Genomic DNA, 19,469 nt, shown 5'->3' on the forward strand with positions numbered 1-19,469 from the left:
ACCAGAGTAGTCAAATGAGTACTATGCTGACCTCCCTAAAGTTTCTCCATCAGTTTCTCAGATACAGAAGCCCCAAAGTAGGGTAGAGATGCCACACCCATTGCTGAGATCATCCAGAAAGATATGAGTCTCTCAACCACAGTTACGGCTGCGCTGACAGACGGCGATACGCCTGCTGCCGAATAGAAGACTATCATAACCCCATCAACGGCACCAAGGCCTCCTGGAAGGAGCGGTATCATGCCAATGAGTGTTGCCAGAATGAAGACCTCGGCTATCACAATAAGTGAGACGCTTGTGCCAAATGCCTCAAATACAAGGTATACCCTTATGATCTCAAGGATCCAGAGGAGAAATGAAAGTGGTATTCCATACAGCAGCACTCTCCTATCAGCCAGCATTATCCTCATGGTACTCTGAAATTCTCTGAGCGCATTTCTTAACCTTTTTTCAAGTTTTTCATAGTTCTTTCTGTAGAACCTCCTTACAATGCCAAGTATCCAGCCAAGTATCCTCTCACCGGACTCCCTGTCAATGGATATGTAAAGGACCAGGAAGAAGGCCGCGGTTATTATTATAACCGAAACTATAAGTGCGGCCACTATCCATGGTGAAAGTTCAAAGTAGAGGACTATTGCGACTATGGTGAGTATGGCGAGGAAAATAAAGGGGAATGTGTCAAGACCCCTGTCTGCTATCACGGTTGCAAAAGCAGCCTCCATTGAAGCCCTGGAGTATTTTCCAAGTATATATGCCCTTACAGGTTCACCCCCACCCCTTGCGCTCGGTGTGAGGTTATTTATTGCCATTCCCACAAGTAGCATTGGAAAGAGGTGCCTTTTTCTTATGTTTATTGAAACAGCCCCCGTGGTAATGGCCCACCTCACGGTGAAGAGGCCAAGAATTATGAATTCCAGGGCAACCGCCATGATCACATAAAGTGGGTCCGCCTTCCTTAGGGCCTCCTCAATCTCTCCAGGCCCTATGACAGATATCATAACCGCAAGGGCCAGTACCCCTATTGCAATAAGAATTGCGCCTTTGTGTTTCATTTAAACCATCGAGATCCTTTCTCAGATATTATATCATGATTAAGACCTCTCTGTTTCAGAGAGTAAATCAAAGCCTTACAAATTCACAGGAAAGCCTGTCTGTGTCAAAAAGCGCCAGTGTGCTCTCCCCTGAAAGGTAACCGCAGAGTTCACCAGGATTAACCGTTATGGTTTCTGCGCTCACAATGCTCTTCTCATGGGTGTGGCCGGTTACCACAAGGTCATATCTACCACATCCAGCAACACAGTCAAGGATCTGCCTGTTATGGCCATGTATAACCGCTATTTTCAGGCCATCAAATTCCAGTTCCTTAAAGTCAGATAGCTCTGTGAGTTCAGAGTACGCGGCACGCAGCCCATCCCTTTCACCATCATTGTTTCCAAATATGGCCTCAAATCTCATCTCAAGCCTTCCAAATTCCTGTGCAGTGAATGGGGATATTAAATCCCCTGCATGTATAACAAGATCCACAGATTCCCTGTTGAATAAATTGACCGCCTTCCTTACTGAATCAAGGTTATCATGCGAATCAGCCACCAGTCCTATCAAACAAACCACCCGCAAAAGATACAGTGATCTACATACATTTATATACTATGATGTTTAAGTTTATGTATGGGATGCGGTGAGGTCATTATATTATTTCTTACTGTTTCTGGTTGGAAGTAATTATATGATTTTGTGCGTCCCTACTTAAGGATGTGATGAATTGTTTGGAGATAGCTACTACAGGAAGGAAACCTACTCCACACCAGTAAATGTTGGTGAGGAGTATGAAGTTAAAATTGAAGACCTCGGCAGAGATGGCGATGGAATAGCCCGTGTTGAAGGTTTTGTTGTTTTTGTACCTGGTGCAGGTGTCGGAGACGAAGTTAAAATAAGGATAAGTGCAACCAGGCGCAAGTTTGCTTTCGCTGAAGTTGTAGAATAAGCTGGATTGAATTTTATATACGGAGTAGATTATTCTACCCAAAGAACTTTATTTTTTGCTCATTTCCCCCTTGAAGTATTACCCCCTTCTTTATCCATTATTCTAAAAATTTAGAACTTCTATTTTTTGCCTACTCCCCCATTGAAGTATTACCATCTCTTTATCCATTATTCTAAAAATTTATATTGGAACAATCCCATTCTTTATATGGTAACATGAGATACGTTGGAAAGAGGGACCTTTTTACCGTTGGAAAGTATCTTGGCAATATAATGCAGGGGATAGGCTTCGTTGTTGCATTACCCCTCATTGTTGCACTGATCTACGGTGAAGGCAATTTTTTAAGTTTTATTGTGCCCTCAATTATCTCGCTCAGCATTGGAACTGTGCTCAAAAGATATTCCCCTGAGGAATGCTCCATACGCCTGAAACATGGTATGATGGTCGCATGTCTTGCCTGGCTCTGGGCTGGATTCATAGGTAGCCTCATAATGATGTCAGCCCTTAACATCGATTTTGCAAATGCCTTCTTTGAGAACATGTCTGCCTGGACCGGCAGTGGACTCACAGTTTTCTCCAATGTTGAAGCACTCCCAAAATCAATTCTATTCTTAAGAAGCCTTGAACAGTGGATCGGTGGGCTTGGAGTTGTTATAGTTGTTATAGGTGTCCTCATAAGGCCAGGTACAGCTGCTGCACGTTTATACAAGTCCGAAGCAAGGGAGGAAAGGATAAAACCCAGCATAGCAAACACCGTCAGGACTATCTGGTGGATCTACCTCACCTACACGGTCCTCGGGATCGTGCTCTATGGGCTGACAGGGATGCCGCTCTTTGATGCCATCAACAACACCCTCACGAACCTCTCAACCGGGGGAATGTCCATAAAGAACCTCAACATCGGCTACTACCGTAGCGATGCCGTCTACCTTGTAACCATGTTTCTCATGATACTTGGGGGGACAAGCTTCCTTGTGCACTACCAGGCAATAAAGGGTAGATTCTCAAATGTTCTGAGGGATATACAGCTGCAGGCAACCTTTGCCTTTATAATCCTTTTCACGGTCCTTTCGATCTACATTGGGGGCGTGGCCCCCCTTGAATCCGTCTACCATGTGATATCAGCCCTCAGCTGCACCGGTTCAAGTATAAGTTCAACCAGTCAGATGGTTGCCTGGTCAGGGTACTTCAAGATAGTTCTAATAATATGCATGCTCACAGGTATGGCTGCAGGTTCAACCACAGGGGCTGTGAAGATAATCCGTGTCATAACTGTACTTAAGGGTGTCTACTGGGACATCATGAGGATCCTGGCACCTGAGGGTTCGGTTATACCGAGAAAGATATCATGCAAGTCTGTGAGTGACGCTGAGATAAGGGAGGCCGGGTCATACATAAGCCTTTATTTTGTCCTCCTGTTTTTCACGTGGTCGGTTCTTGTAACCTATGGATATGACCCCCTCAACTCCCTCTTTGAGGCGGCCTCTGCCCAGGGAAATGTTGGGCTCAGTATGGGGATAACCAGTTTCAATCTCCCCCTGATACCGAAAATGGCCCTTATAATCAGCATGTGGCTTGGAAGACTCGAGATAATCCCTGTGCTTGTATTAATACGTGGTTTCGTGGAGGCCTTCAAGGTTAGCTGAGACCCGAGAACAGCCATGATCTTCCTGAAAAACCTTATTAATGATGACGTTTAACACAAGTAAACACGAGTAATGATTATCTTTATTCTGCCTGAAGTCTGAAAGGTGTGGATATGTATGTTGTTATAATGGGTGGAGGAAGAGTTGGTTTAACACTCGCAAACCTCCTTATATCAGATGGAAATGATGTAACTCTCATAGAAAATGATGAAACACTCTGTGCAAATGCTGCAGTTGAACTGGACGCCCTTGTGATCTGCGGTAACGGTACAGACATAAAAACCCTTGAGGAAGCCAACATAAACAATGCAGATGTCTTTGTTGCGGCCACAGGAAATGATGAGGCCAACCTCCTAAGCTGCATACTTGTGAGGGAGTACAACATACCCAAGATCATAGCAAGGGTCAGCAACCCAGACCACGAGGACGCCTTCAAGAAGGTTGGCATAGATCACGTTATAAGCCCGGAGAGGACCGCTGCAGGTTACCTTGAGAAACTGATAACAAGGCCAAAGGTGGCTGACCTCATCGTCCTCGGGCATGGGGATGCCGAGATCCTTGATATGGAGATAAAGAGCAGTAAAATTGTTGGAAAGAAGGTCAAGGATGTATCCCCCACTGAAAAGTACATCATCGTGGCAATATACAGTAACGGTGACCTCATCATACCCCAGCCAGACATGGTCCTTGAGAGGGGAGCCAAGATATCCGTACTTGTAAAGACAGAGGCGGTGAATGAGGTTACAAAGAAATTCACAGGCTAAATACCCCCAGTCTTTTTAATTTGATTGCTTTTACTGAATCAACCTCAAAGATCAACTGATCCGTATAAGCCATAACCAGAAGGATAGTTGTGATTATACGTGGTAAACTATGGTTAAATGGTACTTCATGGCTGGCCTCATCACTGGACTGGTCACAGGTATTCTGATTGGTACCTACCTTGAGAGCTGGATTTCAGATGACACCCAGACACCCCTTGATGAAGGTGTAGATTACCCTGAGCCGTTAAATGGGACGGCCATTATATCATACAAAAACACCTGCTCTCAGCTCAACCTATCAGACGTTGATGAGAACCCATTCTTTCTAAAGAAGCAAAGGGTGTGGGTTGATGGAATAATATTCAGGAAATATGAATTTGAAAGTATCAACAGAACAGTGACCCTTATGGTACTCAGCGTATCCCCAGGGCCCGGTTACGTGCTTGTTAAATATGGTTCAGCAAGTCCCCTGAAAAGCGGGGACCATGTGAGGGTCTACGGGGAGTATTTCTATCCAGCGGTGGATAAAATCACACCTGAACTCAGGAACAGAAAATTGCCGGGGATAAAGGCCGTTTACATGCAGAAAATGGAAATAACATCACCCTGAATCCCGGAACCAACCATTTACCCTATTCCAAGGAAGGCCGCAGCCAGTTCCACATGCATTGAACCGTTATCAACCCATGGGCCGTGGCCAGGGAACAGGTACTCGATGTCGAGTTTCATGAGTTTTTTAATGGACTCTGCAAGTTCATTTATGTCTCCGCCAACATCAACCCGACCGAATCCCCCATCAGCAAAAACCGTGTCCCCTGAGATGAGGGATCTACCATCATACAGACATATGCATCCTGGTGTATGGCCGGGTGTGTGGATAACCTCAAAGTCGCCTATGAAGTCCCCATCCCCGATTTCAACAGCCACTTCCATTGGCTCCATGGATGCCGAGAACATGTAGGCAACCGTCTTCGCGTCGTCACCCTCCCTGAGTGCTTCTGCATCAAGACTGTGAATTGCTATATCTGCATCGAAGAGCCTGTTTCCCCCGGTATGGTCAAAGTGGCAGTGGGTGTTCACTATATGTTTTATGCTGCCCGGCTCAACACCGGCCCCCCTTATCTTCCTCATGAGGTTATCAGGGTTCATTCCGGTCCCTGTATCAACCACCGTGTCTCCAAGGATGTATATGTTAGAATCAAAGAGTGTTCCTTCAATCGCTATTATATTATCAAATTTCTGTATCATGAAAGCGCCTCAGAAAAAGGGAGTGATGGGGTCACTGGGATTTGAACCCAGATCCTAGGATTTCTCTTGTCTCAGTACTCCAATCGGTCATCATACTGTAGTCAGAGCGCGCATTTTCTTCAAAGACAACTGGAGTCCCAGATGATAGCCTGGTTACACCATGACCCCATTTGATAGAAATGTTGAAGCCAAGGGTGAGATTTGAACTCACGTGTAATGGATCTGCAGTCCACCGCTTCGCCACTAAGCTACCTTGGCATAGAGTAACTAATATCAGAATTAGTATTTAAAGTTTGCGGTCCCCTCATCTGAGGCGGGTCTGCCTTTCGCAACCGGTGATCTCATGTATATCCCTGCCCCTCTCAAGGGCAATATCAAGGTCAAGCCTGTAATTTTCCGATGGTGTCATCTCAAGGTCAGCCGGTGAAAGGAAGATCCAGTCCCTGTACCTGAATTTTACCCCGATATAGGGTTCTGCACCGAACATCTCTGAAAACTCCAGAAGCCCCTTTATCTTTCCTGAATCAATGTATATGCGCTCACCGGATGTCATCTTAACCTCGATTGCAAGGTATATCTCTCCGTTCCCTGCAATGATGTCAGGTAGGGGCTTTTTTGTGGCCCCACCAGAGGCCGGTGCTCTCATGGCAGCAAAATTCTTTTCCCAGAGGAGTTTTACAAGGTCCCTCTCTCCCCGCGATCCATCCCTAACCATGAAAACACCCTGAAACCCTCAATTCTTCCTTCCCAGATACACTAAACAACACTCTCTATTCTCCTCTCCCCAGACACATTAAACAACAACCTGGACACACTAAACAACACTCTCTATTCTCCTCTCCCCAGACACATTAAACAACAACCTGGACACACTAAACAACACTCTCTATTCTCCTCGCCCTGAAGGTCCCCCTTCCACTGTCACTGAGCCAGTCAATGAGCGCATCCTTTACAATGACATTCTGGTCATGGAGATGGATGTCAACTGTCAAACCGGACCTGTTGAACCTCTCATCAGAGGGTATGAAACGTATAAATGTCCCTGTAAAGTGGTACCTTGTTTTAAGGAACCACTGTGTCAGGTATATGCCCTCCATGATTCCTATCTCCTCGCCCTCCTGGATCACGGTAGCCCTGAAGGAGGCGCAGGTCCTTTCAATACGTATCATATAATCAGCCGTGGTGTTCTGAGATAATCTGATCTACGGAATCCGTAGCTGGTACTGAAAATCTTCATCATAACACAATAAATAATTTTCCATGGATGATTAATAAAACCTCCTAAAGGATCGGTGATTTCACTTGGATCACGGGTAATCAGATGGATGACAATAAACCGTGTCCCGGGGTGCCCGAATTTTGTATTATTCCAGAACTTGATGATTCAGAACAATGAAAAAATGATTGATGAGAATGGGGCCGGGGCCGAGATTTGAACCCGAGTCGCGGGATCCACAGTCCCGAAGGATAACCACCTACCCCACCCCGGCAGTTGAATTCTATCACAGTGCGGGGGCAGGGATTCGAACCCTGGTAGGCCTACGCCAACAGGTCCTAAGCCTGTCCCCTTTGGCCAGCTCGGGCACCCCCGCAGCAATGATGCTCAATATGAAGAATAATCATAAAAGGTAAGAAATGCTCCGGCCGGGATTTGAACCCGAGTCTTCGGCTCGAAAGGCCGAAATGATTGGCCGGACTACACTACCGGAGCCTCTGATTACCGATTAAGTGGGCCCAATGGGATTCGAACCCATGGCCGCCCGGTTATGAGCCGGGCGCTCTACCTGGCTAAGCTATGGGCCCATGACGCCGCCGACAGGGCTCGAACCTGTGACCAATCGGTTAACAGCCGAACGCTCTACCTACTGAGCTACGGCGGCACCTGCCAAGTACAAGTCCTTGCTTGCAACAAACCAGTGGTTTGTGGTGCACATCCCAAGGCGTACAATTAGATTTATACCCATCATATATAAAGTTTTCGGTTTAGCAGTGGTTCTGCAGACACCCCCTGAGGATGTGTTCATATGCTGAATAATGCTGACGCCGCAGCCGCCATTACAAGGGCCACCAACACAATCATCAGTGACTGGGACTTTCTCCTGGAGGAGGAAAGCACGTAGATTACAGATACCATGAGGGCTGCTATAGCACCCATGAATCCAAATATTCTGCCAAGGATCACCATGAGGATCACAAGCACCAGTGCGCCGCGCAGGGAGGTATCCCACTCGAAACCCTCCTTTCTGGCATCACTGAACTCTTTCCTCTGGAGCTCCCTTTTAACAGTGGGTTCTCTGAAATCTCCAGACATGAACCTGGATTTGAGTGGTTTTTCCTCAAGGAGGGTTCCGCAGTTCCTGCAGAACCTTGAGCCCTCCCTGTTCCTTTCGCCACAGCTTGGGCAGTAAACCATATCCATCAGCCTCAATGTATCAACATCAAAGCTTATCTCAACGAAAGTTTATAAAGGTATTCTGCATAGCAGAGAGTGTCAGATATGAATGTTATAGAATCACTGAAGGAAATGGATATACTCAAATTGATGAACAGGGCCAGTGAAATCACCCTCAAACATCATGGGGATATCATAACACTGGAAAGGGCGGTTTTTCTCTCATGGTGGTGTGAAAGGGGGGACTGTGCCTTCTGCTATATGAGCACACAGAAGCCACGTATAAGGGAACCATCAAAGGCCAGAAGAAATGTGAACGCCATACTGGCAGAGGCCGAAATATGCAGGAGACTGGGGTGGAACATAGAGTTCCTATCAGGAGGCTATGGTTCATTCTCCCCTGAGGAGATAAAGGAGATCGCAGAGAGGATAAGGGATATAACAGGATCCCCTGTCTGGCTGAACACAGGTATAACCACCGATCTTGAAATATATGGTGATGAGGTGGCAGGTATAACAGGGGCGCTGGAGGTGGCAAACCCTGACCTTCAGAGGAAACTGTGCCCCAGCAAACCCAGGGAGGACATAGCTGAGATGCTTGAGGCAGCCAGGGACCTGGGATTCAAAAGGGGCATCACCATAATACTGGGACTCGGTGAGACACCCGATGACCTCAGATACCTCTTCGAATTTATAGGGGATCTTGAAATAGACCGTGTAACCTTCTATGCCCTCAACCCCCATGAGGGAACGGTATTTGAGAATCAACCCCAGCCCGCCACCCTTTATTATGCAGGAACAGTTGCCGCCACAAGGATAGAGTTCCCTGACCTGGAGATCATCACAGGGACCTGGATGGATAACCTGGGAAGCATAGGTCCACTAGCCCTCAGCGGGGCCAACGGAATAACCAAATTCCCCCTTTTCAAGATGTTCGGGACCTCCTATGGGAAGCGTGTTGAGGAGGAGGTTAGGTGGGCCGGGAGGAGGCTTAGGGGTACATTCACAGATGTGGAGAGGCTCAGAAGGGGGAGGTCCTACCCTGAAATTGACCCCTTCATAGAGAGGTATGTTAATGGATGTCTGAAAAATCTTAAATTGCTTTAAGTTGATGATAATAAATATAATCTGATATGCTTTCCATCACGTTGAACCATGTTACCATGAAAAGGAGGAATAACCATTAAGATGAAATGTGGTCTTGAAATTCATGTTCAGCTTGACACCAGATCAAAGCTATTCTGCAGATGCCCGACAGATTACCAGGACGCCCCCCCAAATACAAACATATGCCCGGTGTGCCTCAACCAGCCAGGGGCCAAACCACATCCACCAAACAGAAGAGCCCTCGAGGGGGCTCTGAAAATCGCCCTCATGCTTGACTGCAGAATAAACCCTGAGATCACATACTTCATGCGTAAGCACTACAACTACCCGGACCTCCCATCAGGATACCAGAGGACATCCATACCCGTTGGACTTGAGGGGGAGCTCAACGGCGTCAGGATCAGGGAGGTGCACATAGAGGAGGACCCCGGTCAGTATAAACCGGACCACGGTGTGGTTGACTTCAACAGGTCAGGCATCCCCCTCATTGAAATTGTTACAGAGCCAGACATGAGGTCACCTGAGGAGGCCAGAAACTTCCTCAGGGAACTCATAAGGGTGCTGGAATACAGTGGCTGTGCCCGTGGTGAGGGCACAATGAGGGCCGATGTCAACATATCCCTTGAGGGGGGCCGCAGGGTTGAGATAAAGAACATAAACTCAATAAAGGGTGCCTACAAGGCCCTTAAGTTTGAGATGGTCAGGCAGAAGAACCTCCTCAAGAGGGGTGTTGAGGTCAAACAGGAAACACGTGCATTTCTTGAATCCCAGATGATAACCGTTTCCATGAGGCTCAAGGAGGAGGCAGAGGACTACAGATACATACCTGATCCCGACCTCCCCCCAATGCACTTTGGAAGTGAAGTGGTGGATGGCGTCAGGGAAGGAATACCAGAGGCGCCCCACCTCAAGGTTAAACGATTCATGGAGGAATACGGTTTAAGGGAGGAGGATGCAAGGGTGCTGACCTCAGAACTGGAACTTGCAGATGCCTTTGAGGAGGTTGCGGCATCCATAGACCCTGAGTTCGCGGCTCTCTGGATGAGGGACGAACTCAAAAGGGTGCTCTACTACAACAAGGTGAGCTTTGCAGAAAGCGGTATAACCCCCCAGAATATTGTGGAACTCCTTGAGATGATACAGAAGAAGGAGGTAACCACCAAGGCCGCCAAAAAGATCATAGAGGAGATGCCGTTTAACACCAGGAGCCCCCGGGAGATAGCTGCCGAAATGGGGCTCATAGGAATCATAGATGAATCCCAGGTTATAGAGGCGGTTGAACAGGCCATAAGGGAAAACCCCCAGGCAGTCCAGGATTACCATGATGGCAAGGAGGCTGCCATAAACTTCCTGGTGGGGCAGGTGATGAGAATTACCCGTGGAAAGGCAGAGCCTGAACGGACAGTTGAACTGATAAAGGAAAGGATCTGAGGTGCATGGCCAAGAACGTCCTGGATCTTCTTATGTGGCATCCTAAATGGGATATTAAAAGGTGCAGGATAAGTTACATCCACAGGGGGGCTCAGAGGAACCTCAAAACAGTTCAGGGGTCAGATATTGAAAGGCTCGAAAGGGGCTTCATTGTGCTGAGTAACGGTGCATCGATACCCTACCATCGTGTGGTTAAAATAGTCTGCGATAACAGTTTCATCTGGAAAAAACAGAAGAAGGGATAGGATGAGCAATAAGGCACTTGTGAAGGATTACATGACCCGGGACGTTATAACGGTCTCCTCAGACACATCAACCGCGGAGATCATCAAGCTCATGAAGGAAACAGGTCACGATGGATTTCCGGTCAAGGATAACGGTACCGTGATCGGGATGGTGACTGCCTTTGACCTCCTCATAAAGCCATGGGTCAAAACAGTATCAGAGATCATGTCAAAGGACGTGGTTGTTGCAGACCAGGATATGTCCCTCAATGACGCTGCGAGGGTCATGTTCAGGATGGGGATCTCAAGACTGCCAGTTATAGATAAGGAAGGTAAACTTGTGGGTATAATAACAAACACCGACATCGTGAGATCCCATATTGAACGTTCCACCCCCATGAAGGTTAACTACTTCAAGAAGACGCTGGAACAGCTCTATGGTGTCAAGCCGGAGGTCAAGCGGATGAAGGTCCCCATCGAAAAGCTGCGGCCCACCCAGAGCAAGGTATACGCCGATGAACTCCAGGGTAGAACCTATGAAATTAAAAGGGGCCTTGCAGAGCCCACGATAGTTGTGAAGACAGGTGACAGGTATGTACTTGTCGACGGTCACCACAGGACACTGGCATCCTACAGGCTGGGCTGCAAGGAGATAGACTCATATGTCATCGATATCAAGAAGGACATGAAGCTGGGTATGGAGAAGACAGCGGACCTCAACGGCGTTTATACTCTGGACGACATTGAGGTTATAGACGACGCCCAGCACCCCCTGATTGCGATAACAACCAGCATGAGAAAGGCTATGGCAGGTAAGAAGAATGGTGGATGAGGGAATTTTAAGGGAAATCTACGCTGTACTTGAGGACCGTCGCGATAACCCGGTGGACTCCTACACCTCCAGACTCATGACAGATGATGAGAAAAGGGCTGAGGATAAGATACTTGAGAAGATCGGTGAGGAGGCAGCAGAGGTGATCATAGCCTCAAAGAATAATGAGCGCCTCGTAGAGGAGTCTGCTGACCTGATATTCCACACACTTCTACTCCTTGTATACAAGGAGATCCCCTTTGAGAGCCTGCTTGAGGAGTTCGCTGCAAGAAGAAAATAAATAACAATGCAGTTACCTCAGTGAAGTGGTGCTTCTAATCTAATAACTGATTACAACTGCAGGATAATTCAGTGAAGTGGTAGTTCCATCTGATGGAATCTTCTTTTTAAAAGTCTTATCTCCTTTTTACCTGTGAATCTGAATCCAAACTTACTGTAAAGGTTCAGGGCAGGGGTGTTTGTGGGTGATACATCCAGCGTGAGCCTATCAAGACCGCTCTCCTCTGCAATCATCTGGGCCTCCTGGAGGAGCCTGAAGCCAACACCCTGACCCCTCGCCTCAGGCGCAACTGCAAGGGATGCTATGTAGAGGTCACCATCCTCAACCTTCTGGGTACTCAGGGAGTCAATGAGGTCCATCATCATGACCCTCAGGGCATCCATGGGTCCCAGCTTTCTGAATAAATCAAGAACCCCAGATTCACTGCCTTCAAGGTCATATGCCAGTACTCCGAGGACATCTCCTTCACTGGCCGCTAGGATTATTCTCTCAGGGTCCCAGCAGACACCATTCCTTAGAAGTTTTTCCAGTATGTCCTCAGGATTTTTGAAAAATAGGTCAAAGAGTTGCCGGTCAGTCTCATAGATGAGCCTACCCACAATCTCTGAGAAACGGGGTTCGAACTGGACAATATCCATAGTACCATCTTCATTGAATAGTTATTGATTTCCTGGACATGAGTACTTTATAATTAGAAATAATAAAAAGATGGGGGTGCTGTGAAAAAATGGGGGGTAGTTAAAAAAATAATTACTGCTCTGCGTCGAGCATTTCGCCGTATTCAATCTCTATCTGGCAGCCCTTGGGGCCACAGCAGAAGTGCTGCAGATCAAAGTTCACAAGCATGATTTCACCTCTCAACCTTCTTTACTATAATAAAGTAACTTAAAGTATTTAAATGATGTACTTACATAAACTGCATATACACACATAAAGTATACTGGATTACATGGTTGATACCATGAGTGATGAAGAGTACATATGCTCTGTTGAGGCCGCCATTAACGAAATAGGGGGTAAATGGAAGTCACTTGTCCTCTGTTCCCTCAAGGATGGTAAGCTCCGCTTCAGTGAGATAAACAGGAAGATACCCCGAATAACCCAGAGGATGCTCACCAAGACCCTCCGTGAGCTTGAGGCAAACGGCCTCGTAAACCGGGTGGTATACCCTGAGGTGCCCCCAAGGGTTGAATACTGCCTAACTGAAAAGGGGAAATCAGTCATCCCCATCCTTGACGAGCTCTGTGAATGGGGCAGGAGGTACGGTACACACGAAAAATGATCAATCACCTGCAAAGGCCCTCAGTATTTTAACCGCAAGTACAGCGGCCCCAAAACCGTTATCTATATTTACAACCCCTATGCCAGGGGAGCACGACTGTAGCATGGAGTTGAGTGCCACAAAACCGCCCTCACCGACTCCATAACCAACTGATGTTGGTACCGCTATAACCGGCACATCAACAAGGCCCGCCACCACAGAGGGAAGCGCCCCCTCCATGCCAGCCACCACGATGAGCACCTTAACATCTGATTCAAGCATGTTCTGCAGTGGTTCCAGGAGCCGGTGGATGCCGGCAACACCAACATCATATGCCGTGATGACCTCACAGCCCGCCTCCTCTGCGACAACCCTTGCCTCCTCTGCAACGGGTATATCTGAGGTTCCCGCAGAAAGTACCCCGATCCTACCCAGCTTTGCAGGTTTCCATGACCTCACAGCAAGCAACCTGGCCGTTTCATGGTAATCGGCGGTGTAATCTTCTCCAAGATCCAGGCCATCCATGATCATCTCAGCCCTTTCAGGCGGGAGCCTTGTTACAATAACGTCACCAACAGTTCTTATAATGTTAATTATATCCTCATCACTCTTTCCAGGTGCAAATACCGCCTCAGGGAAACCTGTTCTTGTCTCACGCAGTATATCAAACCTGACCCTATCGCCCAGTTTAAGCTGGGCCGATTCAATCGCCCTTTCTGCCTCTTCAACCGAGATTTCACCCCTAAGGAGTTCCCTCAAAATCGATCTCACTGACATCACTACCTAATTTATAAGTTCATGAATATAATCTTAGCATGATGCACTGAACTGTCATCTGTATAAGTTCATGAATTAATCCTAGAATGATGTACCAAACTGTCATCTGTGAAAATCCTTAAAGGAGATAGAATGTACCGTGCCCAGCTCACTGTTGAGGGAATAGTGCAGGGTGTTGGCTTCAGGCCAGCCGTCTACAGGCTTGCACATGAACTTGGACTTACAGGATACGTCAGGAACATGGGAAACCTGGTTGAAATTGTCCTTGAGGGGAGTGAGGATACAATCAGAAAGTTCATTGAGAGGCTCAAGGCAGAAAAACCCCCCATTTCCAGGATAACCAGGATAAATAATGAGATGACCGCCATCGACAGCCCATCATTCAGCGATTTCAGTATAAAGGAGAGCTCCTCAGAGTCATCAGGGACATCCGTGATACCTGCAGACGTTGCAACCTGCAGCAGGTGCCTTGAGGAGATAATGGATGAGAATAACAGACGATACCTCTACCCCTTCACCGCATGCACAGACTGCGGGCCCAGGTTCACAGTGATTGAATCCATTCCCTATGACCGTGAGAGGACCAGCATGCGTGAATTCCCCCTCTGCAGCTCCTGCATGGAGGAATACCTCAACCCCCTTGACAGGAGGTATCATGCAGAGGCAACATGCTGCCCGGTATGCGGTCCCAGGCCATTCCTGTGGCGTGGAGATGTTATTGAAACAGATAACCCCCTGAAAATGGCTGCAGAGTTTCTTGATGAGGGTGAAATACTCGCGGTTAAGGGTATAGGGGGCACACACCTGGTCTGCCGGGCTGACGATGAGGATGCCGTTATGAAACTCCGCTCAAGGCTTGGAAGGCCCAGCCAGCCATTCGCCTGCATGTCCCCTGATGTTCCCTCAGTGGAGGTCTATGCATGCATATCTGAAGCAGAGGAGAAGGCCTTAACCTCCAGGCGAAGGCCAATAGTGGTCCTGAATAAAAACAGTGACTACCCCCTGGCCCCATCAGTTGCACCGGGCCTCCACAACATAGGGGTCATGTTACCCTACTCTGGAATGCACCATGTCCTATTCAAGTACACCGCGGCCCCAGCCTATGTTATGACCTCAGCCAATAAACCCGGTGATCCTATGTTCATCAGGAACAGTGAGATAACCAGGGGCCTTGAGGGTATAGCCGATTACTTCCTTCTCCATGACCGTAAAATCATAAACCGCTGCGATGACTCTGTTGTCCGCTTCAGGGGTGGAGAGATGGCCTTCATAAGGAGGTCCAGGGGGTACGCGCCTGAACCCTATGACCTCACCCATCTATCAGAGAATCTGTCAGCCCTCTGCCTTGGGCCGGAACTTGATGTGACCTTCTCTGTGCTCAAGGGTGGCCAGTGCTATGTATCACAGCACATAGGCAACACATCACGGTATGACACCCTCCTCTTCCTCAAGGACGCTGTGAATTACCTCATGGGTATAACAGGCACAGAATCCGTGGATGTCATAGCCTGTGACCTACACCCCCAGTTCCTGACAACATCCTATGCAGAGGAGCTCTCTGAAAGGTTCTCTGCGGACATCCTGAGGGTCCAGCACCACCATGCCCATGCCCTGGCACTCATGCTCGATAATGGTGTCGGTGAGTGCGTGTGTATAGCCGCAGATGGTGTTGGCTACGGTGCAGATGGCACGTCATGGGGTGGTGAGATCCTCCACTGCCACGGCCCCGAATATTCAAGGGTTGGGAGTCTCATGCCACAGAAGATGCCTGGGGGTGACCTTGCAACAAGGTACCCTGCAAGGATGCTGCTCTCAATGCTCCTGGACAGCTACGATGGGGACATCCGTGAACTCTTCATTGAAAGGTACCTGGATTACTTCCCCCACGGTGAAAGGGAGATTGATGTTATATTAAAGCAGATTGAAACTGGGCTCAACACAGGCGTGAGTAGCAGCACAGGTAGAGTCCTTGACGCAATTTCAGCAGCCCTCAGAATATGCGGAAGGAGAACTTACGAGGGCGAATGTGCCATGAAACTTGAATCAACTGCCTTCAGGGCTAAAGGAGAACTCAAAATACCCTTCAGAATCATGAAGAGGGATGGTAGGTACATCCTTGATACATCAGGCATACTCATGGATGTCATGGATCTTCTGGAATCCGGTGAGAAGAGGGTGGAGATAGCCCATGCAGCCCAGCGAGCCGTTGCAGAGGGACTTGCAGAGATGGCTGTCCTTGCAGCTGAGGATCTGGGAGTTGAGGTTATAGGGGGAACCGGCGGTGTTTTCTACAATGAGGCCATAAGCCTTGCGGTGAGGGATTACGTTAAAGAGAGGGGTTACAGTTTCATTCAGCACAGAAATTCATGTGCAGGTGATGGTTCAGTTTCCCTTGGGCAGGCGGTTGCAGCTGCACTTGAATACAGGAAATAACTAGGTCCTCTGATGTCCTCAGGAAATGGAATCTGGTGTCTCAGGAACTGCTCTACGGGTCTCAATAAATGCAAAAAGCCGGTTTGGTGAAAACTAATCCATCTTTCTTCTCATCTCTGCCTCGCGGAGGAGGTCCTCAGCCCGTTTCTTGAGGTGGTCGTAGAGCCTTATGAGGTTCTTTAACTCCTCAATGGCCTCCCACTGACCGTTCATTATCTTATTTTCAAGGTTAAGCAGTCTGGACCACTCGTCACCTGGGGGGAGCTGTTTCCTCTGGAGGAGGTCATCCACCACATCCACCCTGAAGTTGTTCCTGTTTATGGTTATGCTGATGTGGATGTCCCTTGATATATCATAATATTTGCGGGGCCTTCCCCTCTCTATCTTCCTGAAGAAGGAGCTTAAAATCCCTGCCTCCTCCATCGCCCTGAGGTGCTCTATTATGGCCTTCTGACCGATATCCAGTTCCTTTGATATTTCACTGACAAATCTGGGCTCCTCACGGAGGAGGTTTATGATCTCCCTCCGGGTCTTGCAGCCCATAACATCAAGTATAACTTCCATGTTCCGCTCTTCGGTGGATTTTTCTCTCATCATGGTATGGTATGTCGAAAGGTTTATATAACCTTTTGTAAGTATAATAGCTATAAGGTTATAGGTAACCTCTGGTAACTTTAATTTCTGTAAAAAATGAAAGGTGAAGCAATGTGCGAAGAGAAAAAAACTGATTCTAAGCCATCCAATAACTGTGAGGATGAATTAAAGGAACTTAAAAAGCGACTGAAAGAACTTGAAAGTGAACTCGCGGTTAAGGAAGAGGAAATCAGCGAATACGTATCACACCTCCAGAGACTCCAGGCCGACTTTGAAAACTACAAGAAACAGAAGGAAAAACAGGAGCTGGAACTCATAAAAAATGCAAATGAGAAGCTCATACTGAACCTCCTGGACGTATACGAGGACCTTGAAAGGGCCCTTGAAAACCGGGAGAATGATGGTGACGGCCTGGAGGTCATCTACAGGAAATTTAGGGACACCCTCAGGAAGGAGGGTCTGAGTGAGATACCCGCCGAGGGTGAGAAATTCGATCCATTCCTCCACGAGGCAGTTATGGTTGAGAACCATGATGAATACGATGATGGAATCATAATAGAGGAGTTATCAAGGGGTTACAGACTCAACGACAGGATAATAAAACATTCAATAGTCAAGGTATGTAAGAAAAGCTGATTTGAGGTGATCATGTGGCAAAAAAAGAAAAAATTCTCGGTATTGACCTTGGAACAAGTAACTCTGCAGCCGCAGTACTTATAGGTGGAAAACCAACCATCATACCCAGTGCAGAGGGGGCTTCACAGTACGGTAAATCCTTCCCAAGCTGCGTTGCATTCACAGAGGACGGCCAGATGCTTGTGGGTGAACCTGCAAGGCGCCAGGCAGTCACAAACCCTGAGAACACCATAACAGCCATAAAAAGGAGTATGGGTACAGACAGAAAGGTGAAGGTCCAGGGTAAGGAGTACACACCACAGGAGATATCCGCATTCATCCTTCAGAAGATCAAGAAGGACGCAGAGGCCTTCCTGGGTGAGGAGATAAAGAAGGCAGTCATCACAGTACCCGCCTACTTCGACGACAACCAGAGGACAGCCACCAAGGACGCAGGTACCATAGCAGGACTCGACGTTGTAAGACTCGTCAACGAGCCAACAGCAGCAAGCCTCGCCTACGGCCTTGACAAGGAAGACGAGGACATGGTCATCATGGTCTTCGACCTGGGCGGAGGTACACTGGACGTTACAATCATGGAATTCGGTGGGGGCGTATTCGAGGTTAGATCAACCAGCGGTGACACCCAGCTGGGTGGAACCGACATGGACAACGCGATAATGAACTACCTCGCCGATGAATTCAAGAAGGAGACCGGCATAGACCTCATGGAGGACGACCAGGCAGTTCAGAGACTGAGGGAGGCTGCTGAGAAGGCCAAGATAGAACTTTCAACAACCCTCACAACCGAGGTGAACCTCCCCTACATCACCGTGGCCCAGGACGGACCAAAACACCTCATAAAGACCATCACAAGGGCAAAACTGGAGGAACTGGTTGATCCTATCGTTCAGAGATGTGCGGGACCAATGGAACAGGCGCTGAAGGACGCCAAGATGACCCGGGAGGATGTGGATAAAATAATACTGGTCGGTGGACCCACAAGGATGCCCATAGTCCAGAAATTCGTTGAGGACTTCATAGGAAAACCCGTGGAGAGGGGAATAGACCCCATGGAGTGTGTTGCCATGGGTGCAGCCATACAGGGCGGTGTCCTTGCAGGGGAGATAAAGGACCTTGTACTGCTTGACGTGACACCACTGTCCCTGGGTATAGAAACCCTCGGAGGGGTCTTCACCAAGCTCATAGAGAGGAACACCACTATACCCACCAAGAAGAGCCAGATATTCTCAACAGCGGCAGACAACCAGACCTCCGTGGACATACACGTCCTTCAGGGTGAGAGGCCCATGGCCGCAGACAACACAAGCCTTGGAAGGTTCCAGCTGGTGGGAATACCCCCCGCGCCACGTGGAGTGCCCCAGATAGAGGTGACCTTCGATATAGACGCAAACGGTATACTGAACGTATCAGCAAAGGACCTTGGAACAGGTAAGGAACAGGCCATAACAATAACAGCACCCAACAAGCTCTCAGAGGAGGAGATAAAACAGAAGATAGAGGAAGCCAGAAAACACGCCGAAGAGGACAGGAGAAAACAGGAGGAAATCGAGATAAGGAACAACGCCGATTCAATGATCTACACCGCCGAGAAGACCCTCGAGGAACTTGGAGATAAGGTGCCAGCAGATAAGAAGGAGGCGGTTGAAAAACAGGTCAGTGAACTGAGGGAACTCATAGCAGGTGACGATGTCCAGGCCATCAAATCAAAGACCGAGGAACTCACAAAGATTGTGCAGGAAATCGGGGCGGTTATATACCAGCAGGCTGCCCAGCAGCAGGCAGAGAACACCGCATCACAGGGTGAAAACCAGGGCGACGACACCATAGATGCTGACTTCGAGGTCAAGAACTGAGGCC

22 protein-coding genes and 7 tRNA genes are annotated in these 19,469 nt (G+C 48.2%); 13 read left to right on the forward strand and 16 right to left on the reverse strand.

Annotated features, from left to right (window positions below; translation table 11 throughout):
* Positions 1-35: 35 nt before the first annotated feature.
* Positions 36-1,052 carry a UPF0104 family protein gene (locus OXN82_RS07205; protein WP_321211194.1) on the reverse strand — a complete coding sequence of 339 codons (1,017 nt, stop codon included), beginning with the start codon at positions 1,050-1,052 and terminating at the stop codon, positions 36-38.
* A gap of 67 nt (positions 1,053-1,119) precedes the next feature.
* On the reverse strand, positions 1,120-1,611 hold the full coding sequence (locus OXN82_RS07210) for a metallophosphoesterase (RefSeq protein WP_321211195.1): 492 nt from the start codon (positions 1,609-1,611) through the stop codon (positions 1,120-1,122).
* A 151-nt stretch (positions 1,612-1,762) separates the two neighbouring features.
* On the opposite strand from OXN82_RS07210, the gene OXN82_RS07215 reads away from it, so the two are divergent.
* The 4 genes from OXN82_RS07215 (at position 1,763) to OXN82_RS07230 (ending at position 5,004) form a co-directional block, all read left to right on the forward strand.
* Positions 1,763-1,984 carry a TRAM domain-containing protein gene (locus OXN82_RS07215; RefSeq protein WP_013296439.1) on the forward strand — a complete coding sequence of 74 codons (222 nt, stop codon included), beginning with the start codon at positions 1,763-1,765 and terminating at the stop codon, positions 1,982-1,984.
* Positions 1,985-2,199: 215 nt separating this feature from the next.
* On the forward strand, positions 2,200-3,630 hold the full coding sequence (locus OXN82_RS07220) for a TrkH family potassium uptake protein (RefSeq protein WP_321211196.1): 1,431 nt from the start codon (positions 2,200-2,202) through the stop codon (positions 3,628-3,630).
* Positions 3,631-3,743: 113 nt separating this feature from the next.
* Positions 3,744-4,394 (forward strand): potassium channel family protein, encoded by a 651-nt coding sequence (locus tag OXN82_RS07225; RefSeq protein WP_013296441.1) that lies wholly within the window; start codon positions 3,744-3,746, stop codon positions 4,392-4,394.
* Between the two features lie 109 nt (positions 4,395-4,503).
* Positions 4,504-5,004 carry a hypothetical protein gene (locus OXN82_RS07230; protein ID WP_321211197.1) on the forward strand — a complete coding sequence of 167 codons (501 nt, stop codon included), beginning with the start codon at positions 4,504-4,506 and terminating at the stop codon, positions 5,002-5,004.
* Positions 5,005-5,021: 17 nt separating this feature from the next.
* Here the strand turns inward: OXN82_RS07230 and OXN82_RS07235 are convergent, their stop codons facing one another.
* From OXN82_RS07235 to OXN82_RS07285, 11 genes are all read right to left on the reverse strand, one after another.
* On the reverse strand, positions 5,022-5,642 hold the full coding sequence (locus OXN82_RS07235; protein ID WP_321211198.1) for an MBL fold metallo-hydrolase: 621 nt from the start codon (positions 5,640-5,642) through the stop codon (positions 5,022-5,024).
* A gap of 26 nt (positions 5,643-5,668) precedes the next feature.
* Positions 5,669-5,810: transfer RNA gene (locus OXN82_RS07240), tRNA-Trp, on the reverse strand.
* Positions 5,811-5,828: 18 nt separating this feature from the next.
* Positions 5,829-5,900, reverse strand: a tRNA-Cys gene (locus OXN82_RS07245).
* A 46-nt stretch (positions 5,901-5,946) separates the two neighbouring features.
* Positions 5,947-6,357, reverse strand: a complete 411-nt coding sequence (hjc, locus tag OXN82_RS07250) for a Holliday junction resolvase Hjc (protein WP_321211199.1) — start codon at positions 6,355-6,357, stop codon at positions 5,947-5,949.
* 157 nt (positions 6,358-6,514) lie between these two features.
* On the reverse strand, positions 6,515-6,811 hold the full coding sequence (locus tag OXN82_RS07255) for a hypothetical protein (protein ID WP_013296445.1): 297 nt from the start codon (positions 6,809-6,811) through the stop codon (positions 6,515-6,517).
* Positions 6,812-7,056: 245 nt separating this feature from the next.
* Positions 7,057-7,132 (reverse strand) — tRNA-His (locus OXN82_RS07260).
* An 18-nt stretch (positions 7,133-7,150) separates the two neighbouring features.
* Positions 7,151-7,234 (reverse strand) — tRNA-Leu (locus OXN82_RS07265).
* A gap of 44 nt (positions 7,235-7,278) precedes the next feature.
* Positions 7,279-7,353 (reverse strand) — tRNA-Glu (locus tag OXN82_RS07270).
* An 18-nt stretch (positions 7,354-7,371) separates the two neighbouring features.
* A tRNA-Ile gene (locus tag OXN82_RS07275) sits at positions 7,372-7,445 on the reverse strand.
* Positions 7,446-7,449: 4 nt separating this feature from the next.
* Positions 7,450-7,522 (reverse strand) — tRNA-Asn (locus OXN82_RS07280).
* 140 nt (positions 7,523-7,662) lie between these two features.
* Positions 7,663-8,061, reverse strand: a complete 399-nt coding sequence (locus tag OXN82_RS07285) for a zinc ribbon domain-containing protein (RefSeq protein ID WP_321211200.1) — start codon at positions 8,059-8,061, stop codon at positions 7,663-7,665.
* Positions 8,062-8,139: 78 nt separating this feature from the next.
* Here OXN82_RS07285 and OXN82_RS07290 point away from each other — a divergent pair, with 78 nt between their 5' ends.
* The 5 genes from OXN82_RS07290 (at position 8,140) to hisE (ending at position 11,908) form a co-directional block, all read left to right on the forward strand.
* Complete coding sequence (locus tag OXN82_RS07290) at positions 8,140-9,141, forward strand: radical SAM protein (protein ID WP_321211201.1); 1,002 nt, start codon at positions 8,140-8,142, stop codon at positions 9,139-9,141.
* Positions 9,142-9,222: 81 nt separating this feature from the next.
* Positions 9,223-10,572, forward strand: a complete 1,350-nt coding sequence (gatB, locus tag OXN82_RS07295) for an Asp-tRNA(Asn)/Glu-tRNA(Gln) amidotransferase subunit GatB (RefSeq protein ID WP_321211202.1) — start codon at positions 9,223-9,225, stop codon at positions 10,570-10,572.
* A 5-nt stretch (positions 10,573-10,577) separates the two neighbouring features.
* Positions 10,578-10,817, forward strand: a complete 240-nt coding sequence (locus OXN82_RS07300) for a DUF504 domain-containing protein (protein WP_321211203.1) — start codon at positions 10,578-10,580, stop codon at positions 10,815-10,817.
* A 1-nt stretch (position 10,818) separates the two neighbouring features.
* Positions 10,819-11,628, forward strand: coding sequence for a CBS domain-containing ParB/RepB/Spo0J family partition protein (locus OXN82_RS07305; RefSeq protein WP_321211204.1), 810 nt, complete (start codon positions 10,819-10,821; stop codon positions 11,626-11,628).
* Positions 11,618-11,908, forward strand: a complete 291-nt coding sequence (gene hisE, locus OXN82_RS07310; RefSeq protein ID WP_321211205.1) for a phosphoribosyl-ATP diphosphatase — start codon at positions 11,618-11,620, stop codon at positions 11,906-11,908. Before OXN82_RS07305 ends, hisE begins: the two co-directional genes overlap by 11 nt.
* 68 nt (positions 11,909-11,976) lie before the next feature.
* Here hisE and OXN82_RS07315 read toward each other — a convergent pair whose 3' ends face one another.
* On the reverse strand, positions 11,977-12,546 hold the full coding sequence (locus OXN82_RS07315) for a GNAT family N-acetyltransferase (RefSeq protein WP_321211206.1): 570 nt from the start codon (positions 12,544-12,546) through the stop codon (positions 11,977-11,979).
* Positions 12,547-12,857: 311 nt separating this feature from the next.
* Between OXN82_RS07315 and OXN82_RS07320 the strand changes: the two genes are divergently transcribed.
* Entirely contained in the window at positions 12,858-13,190 is a 333-nt protein-coding gene (locus tag OXN82_RS07320) for a winged helix-turn-helix transcriptional regulator (RefSeq protein WP_321211207.1), read from the forward strand.
* Here OXN82_RS07320 and larB read toward each other — a convergent pair whose 3' ends face one another.
* Positions 13,191-13,940: a nickel pincer cofactor biosynthesis protein LarB gene (gene larB / locus OXN82_RS07325; protein WP_321212178.1), complete on the reverse strand. Its 750-nt coding sequence runs from the start codon at positions 13,938-13,940 to the stop codon at positions 13,191-13,193. It lies immediately after the preceding gene.
* A gap of 138 nt (positions 13,941-14,078) precedes the next feature.
* Between larB and hypF the strand changes: the two genes are divergently transcribed.
* Complete coding sequence (gene hypF / locus OXN82_RS07330) at positions 14,079-16,379, forward strand: carbamoyltransferase HypF (protein WP_321211208.1); 2,301 nt, start codon at positions 14,079-14,081, stop codon at positions 16,377-16,379.
* A 93-nt stretch (positions 16,380-16,472) separates the two neighbouring features.
* Here the strand turns inward: hypF and OXN82_RS07335 are convergent, their stop codons facing one another.
* Positions 16,473-16,976: an ArsR/SmtB family transcription factor gene (locus OXN82_RS07335; RefSeq protein ID WP_321211209.1), complete on the reverse strand. Its 504-nt coding sequence runs from the start codon at positions 16,974-16,976 to the stop codon at positions 16,473-16,475.
* Positions 16,977-17,084: 108 nt separating this feature from the next.
* On the opposite strand from OXN82_RS07335, the gene OXN82_RS07340 reads away from it, so the two are divergent.
* Positions 17,085-17,609, forward strand: a complete 525-nt coding sequence (locus OXN82_RS07340) for a nucleotide exchange factor GrpE (RefSeq protein WP_321211210.1) — start codon at positions 17,085-17,087, stop codon at positions 17,607-17,609.
* Between the two features lie 14 nt (positions 17,610-17,623).
* Positions 17,624-19,465, forward strand: a complete 1,842-nt coding sequence (dnaK, locus tag OXN82_RS07345; RefSeq protein ID WP_321211211.1) for a molecular chaperone DnaK — start codon at positions 17,624-17,626, stop codon at positions 19,463-19,465.
* Positions 19,466-19,469: the final 4 nt, after the last annotated feature.

Source organism: Methanothermobacter sp. DP (assembly GCF_026692625.1).
GTDB lineage: Archaea > Methanobacteriota > Methanobacteria > Methanobacteriales > Methanothermobacteraceae > Methanothermobacter > Methanothermobacter marburgensis.

Excerpts from the sequence above, each read along its gene's own strand:
- OXN82_RS07230 (WP_321211197.1), top strand. The coding sequence starts at position 4,504 with ATGGTTAAATGGTACTTCATGGCTGGCCTCATCACTGGACTGGTCACA.
- hypF (WP_321211208.1), top strand. The coding sequence starts at position 14,079 with ATGTACCGTGCCCAGCTCACTGTTGAGGGAATAGTGCAGGGTGTTGGC.
- OXN82_RS07235 (WP_321211198.1), bottom strand. The coding sequence starts at position 5,642 with ATGATACAGAAATTTGATAATATAATAGCGATTGAAGGAACACTCTTT.
- OXN82_RS07225 (WP_013296441.1), top strand. The coding sequence starts at position 3,744 with ATGTATGTTGTTATAATGGGTGGAGGAAGAGTTGGTTTAACACTCGCA.
- OXN82_RS07255 (WP_013296445.1), bottom strand. The coding sequence starts at position 6,811 with ATGATACGTATTGAAAGGACCTGCGCCTCCTTCAGGGCTACCGTGATC.
- OXN82_RS07315 (WP_321211206.1), bottom strand. The coding sequence starts at position 12,546 with ATGGATATTGTCCAGTTCGAACCCCGTTTCTCAGAGATTGTGGGTAGG.
- OXN82_RS07285 (WP_321211200.1), bottom strand. The coding sequence starts at position 8,061 with ATGGATATGGTTTACTGCCCAAGCTGTGGCGAAAGGAACAGGGAGGGC.
- hisE (WP_321211205.1), top strand. The coding sequence starts at position 11,618 with ATGGTGGATGAGGGAATTTTAAGGGAAATCTACGCTGTACTTGAGGAC.
- hjc (WP_321211199.1), bottom strand. The coding sequence starts at position 6,357 with ATGGTTAGGGATGGATCGCGGGGAGAGAGGGACCTTGTAAAACTCCTC.
- OXN82_RS07320 (WP_321211207.1), top strand. The coding sequence starts at position 12,858 with ATGGTTGATACCATGAGTGATGAAGAGTACATATGCTCTGTTGAGGCC.
- OXN82_RS07335 (WP_321211209.1), bottom strand. The coding sequence starts at position 16,976 with ATGATGAGAGAAAAATCCACCGAAGAGCGGAACATGGAAGTTATACTT.
- OXN82_RS07220 (WP_321211196.1), top strand. The coding sequence starts at position 2,200 with ATGAGATACGTTGGAAAGAGGGACCTTTTTACCGTTGGAAAGTATCTT.
- OXN82_RS07300 (WP_321211203.1), top strand. The coding sequence starts at position 10,578 with ATGGCCAAGAACGTCCTGGATCTTCTTATGTGGCATCCTAAATGGGAT.
- OXN82_RS07340 (WP_321211210.1), top strand. The coding sequence starts at position 17,085 with ATGTGCGAAGAGAAAAAAACTGATTCTAAGCCATCCAATAACTGTGAG.
- gatB (WP_321211202.1), top strand. The coding sequence starts at position 9,223 with ATGAAATGTGGTCTTGAAATTCATGTTCAGCTTGACACCAGATCAAAG.
- OXN82_RS07205 (WP_321211194.1), bottom strand. The coding sequence starts at position 1,052 with ATGAAACACAAAGGCGCAATTCTTATTGCAATAGGGGTACTGGCCCTT.
- OXN82_RS07290 (WP_321211201.1), top strand. The coding sequence starts at position 8,140 with ATGAATGTTATAGAATCACTGAAGGAAATGGATATACTCAAATTGATG.
- OXN82_RS07305 (WP_321211204.1), top strand. The coding sequence starts at position 10,819 with ATGAGCAATAAGGCACTTGTGAAGGATTACATGACCCGGGACGTTATA.